The sequence below is a fragment of the Planktothrix sp. FACHB-1355 genome (assembly GCF_014748295.1).
In the GTDB taxonomy this organism is placed as follows: domain Bacteria; phylum Cyanobacteriota; class Cyanobacteriia; order Cyanobacteriales; family Aerosakkonemataceae; genus Aerosakkonema; species Aerosakkonema funiforme_A.
In genome coordinates, this window is the sequence record NZ_JACJUP010000345.1 from 1 (window position 1) to 5,756 (window position 5,756).

The 5,756-nt window shown below is 41.9% G+C and carries 5 protein-coding genes; all 5 read left to right on the forward strand.

Annotated features, from left to right (window positions below):
- The first annotated feature begins 502 nt into the window (after positions 1–502).
- Positions 503–1,342 carry an ABC transporter permease gene (locus H6S82_RS15460; RefSeq protein WP_190461238.1) on the forward strand — a complete coding sequence of 280 codons (840 nt, stop codon included), beginning with the start codon at positions 503–505 and terminating at the stop codon, positions 1,340–1,342.
- A gap of 17 nt (positions 1,343–1,359) precedes the next feature.
- Positions 1,360–2,160 (forward strand): hypothetical protein, encoded by an 801-nt coding sequence (locus tag H6S82_RS15465; RefSeq protein ID WP_190461241.1) that lies wholly within the window; start codon positions 1,360–1,362, stop codon positions 2,158–2,160.
- A gap of 23 nt (positions 2,161–2,183) precedes the next feature.
- Positions 2,184–3,527, forward strand: coding sequence for a radical SAM protein (locus tag H6S82_RS15470; RefSeq protein WP_190461243.1), 1,344 nt, complete (start codon positions 2,184–2,186; stop codon positions 3,525–3,527).
- A gap of 33 nt (positions 3,528–3,560) precedes the next feature.
- Positions 3,561–4,421: a glycosyltransferase gene (locus H6S82_RS15475; RefSeq protein WP_190461245.1), complete on the forward strand. Its 861-nt coding sequence runs from the start codon at positions 3,561–3,563 to the stop codon at positions 4,419–4,421.
- Positions 4,422–4,559: 138 nt separating this feature from the next.
- Positions 4,560–5,756: ABC transporter ATP-binding protein (locus H6S82_RS15480; protein WP_347339506.1), on the forward strand; the 1,197-nt coding region annotated here is incomplete at its 3' end.

Sequence of the window (5,756 nt, forward strand, 5' to 3'; positions counted from 1 at the left end):
CCCCACACCCGTCTGGGATTCAAATCCCAGCCTAATAGCTGAAGTCCACTGAAGTGGACTAAAAACTTCTCTTCAGTCCACTTTAGTGGACTTTCGCTATGACGCTCAGACTTCAGTCAAAAAACCCAAACTAATCCTTAAGGTAGATGTGCAAAAACTTTAAGTAAGCTGTGAAATCGGCCAGGATGGTTAGTACAAAAGCTGAGAAACCGGGTTTCTCTACGAAAAATATAGACCTCCAAGTTTAATCAGTGACAAAAAACCCGGTTTCTGACCCTGGTGGGCGATTTGGGTTTAAGTGAGTCGATCGCCTTGACAAGGATGTTATCTTAGTCTGGGATATGGGAACCTTTTGAGTAAACAAACACTCAAACACTGACAAACTTACACGGATTGCTTATCGGAATCGAAGGCATGAAGCTTGTAGGTACTGAAGACCTCTGGGCGCTAAGCACCTCTCGCCTCTGACCTGAAAAATTGTTACCTGCCATACATTGCATATATGAGTTACTCCAGTCAACCAGAATTAATCATCGAGGCGGGTCGCACTGAAAAGCAATACTGGAAAGACCTGTGGCGCTACCGGGAGTTATTCTACTTCTTGGCTTGGCGGGATATTCTGGTACGGTATAAACAAACTGCGATCGGCATTGCCTGGGCCTTGATTCGACCTTTTATGACAATGGTTGTTTTCACTATTGTGTTTGGCAAATTGGCAGGATTAGCATATAAGACTCCCACTGTCAACTATCCCATACTGGTTTTTGCCGCTATGCTACCTTGGCAATTCTTTGCCAACGCGCTAACAGAGTGCAGCAACAGCTTGATTAGCAACGCCAATTTGATTTCAAAAGTCTACTTCCCCCGCTTAATAGTACCTGCTTCCGCCGTAATCGTTAGTTTTGTAGATTTTATGGTTTCTGGCATAATTTTGCTAGCGCTGATGGCTTGGTACAATTTTGTGCCCGATTGGCGTATAATCACGCTACCTCTGTTTATTTTGATTGCCTTTGCAGCAGCAATGGGCGCAGGGTTATGGTTAGCAGCGCTGAACGTCAAATATCGCGATTTCCGATATATCGTGCCATTTATCGTGCAGTTTGGTCTTTACATATCGCCAGTCGGTTTTAGTAGTACCATAGTACCGAAACATTGGCGTTTGCTCTACTCTTTGAATCCGATCGTAGGAGTGATTGACGGCTTTCGCTGGGCTATATTGGGTGGAGAATTTAAACTTTATTGGCCGGGATTTAGTTTATCTTTAGCATTGGTAGCCTTGTTATTTGCCAGCGGTATATGGTACTTTCGCAAAACAGAACGCACTTTTGCTGATGTAATTTAGGCAGGAGAAGACGAAAAATGCTCAATAAAAAAATCCAAGCCATACTGGTCTGCCCGGAAACAAAAAAATCTGTTCATTTGGCGAGTCAGCCATTAATAGACGAACTAAACTTTCGCATTGAACGAGAAGAAATAAAAACCAGAGGCGGTCACAAAGTCGAAAATAAAATCGATGGTGGCTTATTGTATGAAGATGGAACTTGGCTTTATCCGATCGAAAATGGAACTCCTATTATGGTTATTAATGAAGCTATACCCACTAACCACCCGCCTATAGCCACGGCGGACACAATTAATGTTGACAATACAGCAGAATTATTACTTAATGCAGGTTGCGGACAACGACCATTGCCTGGTTTTATTAACGTCGATTTTGAAAAGTCTAGCAAAGCGGATGTAATCTGCGACTTGAGATATCTACCATTCAAAAATGGAGTGATGTCAAAAATTTTGTGCAATCATGTATTAGAACATCTAAACGAAGATATGTGGCGAGGTAAAGCAGAAATATCTGAAGCCGTTCTAGAATTTTCACGAGTATTAAATAAAAATGGTAATGTTGAAATAGAAGTTCCTTCTCCCCAAGGGCAAGATGCGGTAAGAGGAGATCATTTTACGGTTTACGGACACTTACGTTTAATCGCGATCTTTAGACTTTATTTTGAGAGTGTGAAATGTGCGGGAGTGGGAACCTGGGTAGAGGCAAGAGGATTGATACGGCTATTTAATAAATTGAGCAAATGGGACCCTTATTGGGGGAATGCTTATAAATTTTTCCTATCAAACCCCAAGTCAATGACCCAGATTGTTATGTACTGATTATAAAAAAAGGAGAAAATAGTATGAAAATTTTATTTAGCAATCCCCCGTGGTGGGAAAAAAAAGAAGGCAGATACTGGTTCTGGAAAAGACACTGGCGTGTTGGCGTCAGAGCAGGTTCCCGATGGCCTTTTACCTACGTCAGTAACTGTAGCCCAGATAATTTTAAGTTTGGCGAATACCTACCTTACCCATTTTTTATGGGATATGCCACAACTTATGCCAAAAAGGAAACGGGATATGATGTGCGTTTCCGTGACAGTATTGCTTTGCGGGAATCGTACAAGACTTATTTTCAGCATTTAGAAGCAGAAAAATACGACTACATATTCATTGAAATTGCCACACCCAGTTGGGAACACGATCGCTCTTTGATCGAACAAATCCACAAACGCCTGCCAGATACTAAAATCGTAGTAACAGGGCCGATTACAACTATTAAGTCAGAAGAAATCCTCAATAATTATCCCGTTCACGCCTGCATTAGAGGTGAATACGAAAAAGGCAGCGTGCGCGTCCTCAAAGGAGAATCGGGGATTATTGACTTTGACCTGCTCACTGTAGCAGAAATGAACGCAGCGCCCTTTCCTTATTTTGATGAACTTCACGCTCACCGTTACTGGGACGGCAATCCAGTTGGGCAAGTAGCCCCTCACGCCCAGATTTGGAGCAGTCGCGGTTGTCCGTTTAAGTGTATCTTTTGTGTATGGCCTGCCGCTATGACCGGTAACGACCCGGACGGGACGAAAACGCGGACTGTACGCCAGTACTCGCCGGAGTATATGGAAGCTTTTATTCGAGAATTAATCGATCGCTTCCAATTCAAGTGTATTTACTTCGACGACGATACATTCAACTTGGGCAACAACCATGTTGTGAAAATGTGCGAAGTAATGTCTCGTATTGGTATTCCTTGGTCAGCCATGTGTCGAGCTGATACCATCCAAATGGGAACCTGGCAGCTGATGAAGGAAAGTGGTTGTTTTGGCGTCAAGTTAGGGTTTGAAAGCGGGAATCAAAGAGTGGTAGACAAGATCGTCAACAAGCACTTAGATTTGGAGTATGCCGCGCAGATCGTGCGCGAGTTAAAGCGAATCGGCATGACTGTTCACGGCACTTTCACATACGGTTTACCAGGAGAAACAAAGGAGGAGATGCTAGACACAAAACGCTTCATCGCTTCTCTACCTTTTGATAGCTTCCAAGAATCGGGAACTGCTGAAATAGAGGGGACTCCACTGCATACACTCCGCAAACAGGGCAAACTAGAAAAGTATGAGGGAGCTGCCATTGATTCAAATTACAAACGAGAAGTAGACGGCAGCAAAAAAATGCAGATATTAGTAGAGGATTTGAGACAAAATTAGTCTGTTCTATATCGTTTAGTGGGAAAAGCTCCGATGCCAAAAATTTCGCTATACATTCCCTGCTTCAATGTCGAAAAGTATATCGCTCGTTGTATCGAGGGAATATTAAATCAGACCTATGCGGTAGATGAAATTTTGGTTATCGATGATGGCAGTCGCGATCGCACTGTGGAAATTGCTTCGCAATACCCGGTGCGAATCATCAAGCATGAGGTTAATAAAGGACTTTCCGCCGCCCGCAATACCGGATTTCGGAATGCAAGCAATGAATGGGTGGCATCTTTAGACGCCGATTGTGTAGCGGATTCTCATTGGCTTGAAAAGTTGGTACCCTCGTTAGAAGAAGATGAAAAAATTGCGGTCGCAGGTGGTAGGTTAGTAGAGTTCGTACAAGAGTCATGGGCCGATCGCTGGCGCAAAGTACACATGACTCAAGATTGGGGAGACGATCGCTTGTCTGACCCTCCATTCATGTATGGTAACAACAGTCTGATCCGCAAATCTGTAATAGAAGAGGTGGGCTGGTTTAACGAAAAGTTAAGAACGAATGGAGAAGATGTAGATATGTCAAAGCGAATTTACGATAAAGGTTATCACATTGTATACGAACCCGCTGCAATTGTTAACCATCTTCGTCATGACAGCATTCCTTCTATTTTGGATACATTCTGGAGATACTTAAGATTTAGCTACCCCACCTATAAAGAAATTACATTTAAATGGTTTTTGCATAATGCTTACAACGTACATTTAAAAGGAGTCATGATAGACCTGCTATATCGAGATTTAAAGCGCAATAAAAATTACCACTTTATTCCGTTGGATCTGTTTGTACCTTGGTATTTAACGTACCGCAATTTTAAGTTACTTTTAGAAAACAGAAAGCAAGGATAAGAAACAAAGAAAGGGTAAATCTTCTGCAAGAATACAAAAACGTAGGGAAGTTAAAGCATTCCTTGAAAATAGCGAAAAATGAAAAGGGTGTTTATAGAAAGTTGGTTAGCTAGTGTAATTTAGGTGGGAATTGAGGGCGTGTCTGATACTGTAATCCGCGTAGAAAATCTGGGCAAAAAATACTTAATTGGGCATCAAGAACGATTGCCTTATAGGACTTTGCGCGAGTCAATGGTACGAGGAGCAAAGAATTTAAGTCGAAATTTACTCAACCCTTTTGGCAAAAAAGTTTCCCATCCGGCTTATGAAGAATTTTGGGCTTTGAAGGATGTATCGTTTGAGATTAAGCAGGGCGACGTAGTAGGTATCATCGGTCGCAATGGTGCAGGCAAATCCACATTATTAAAAATTTTGAGTCGCATTACAGAACCAAGCATAGGTCGCATTTTTATCAAAGGTCGCGTAGCAAGTTTGTTGGAAGTAGGAACAGGTTTTCACCCAGAGTTGACTGGCAGAGAAAATATCTATCTTAACGGTGCTATCCTGGGTATGAGTAAAGCAGAAATTAAACAAAAGTTTGATGAGATTGTCGCCTTTGCTGAAGTAGAGAAATTTTTAGATACCCCGGTTAAAAGATATTCTTCTGGAATGTATGTGAGGCTAGCCTTTGCAGTAGCAGCACACCTAGAACCAGAAATTTTAGTAGTTGATGAAGTGCTGGCGGTTGGAGATGCTGCTTTTCAAAAGAAGTGTTTGGGAAAAATGGGAGATGTCGCTACCAAGGAAGGTCGCACAGTTTTGTTTGTCAGCCACAATATGGCAGCAGTAGAAAAGCTATGTCGGCGTGGTATTGTCTTGCATCAGGGGAAACTTCAATATGTCGGTAACCAGACCGATTCAATAAGCAAGTATCTCACAAATTTTTCGGCAAGTGTCATTTCTCTAAAAGAGCGCACTGACAGGCAAGGTTCGGGCGAAATCAGGGTAGTGGCGATTGAAATTAGAGATGAGGAAGATAATATTTTAGACACAGCAGCTTCCGGTCAGAATATCAACATTTATTTTTATTTTGAGCTTAAACCAGGAAATCAGCTAAAAAAAACTGTTGCAAGTTTAATGGTAAAAACTGAGTGGGATGCACCAGTTTTTATCCAACACAGCAGGCTTACTCAAAGCGATTTTGGTGTTATAAATAGAAGTGGGTTATTTATTTGTAAAATAAAGCGTTTACCTTTGCCACCAGCTAATTATAGAATAGCCTACAGTATTATGCCTAATAATGGCATGGAGGCGACTTACTATGACTATGTGGAAGACGCTGTAAATCTAACGGTA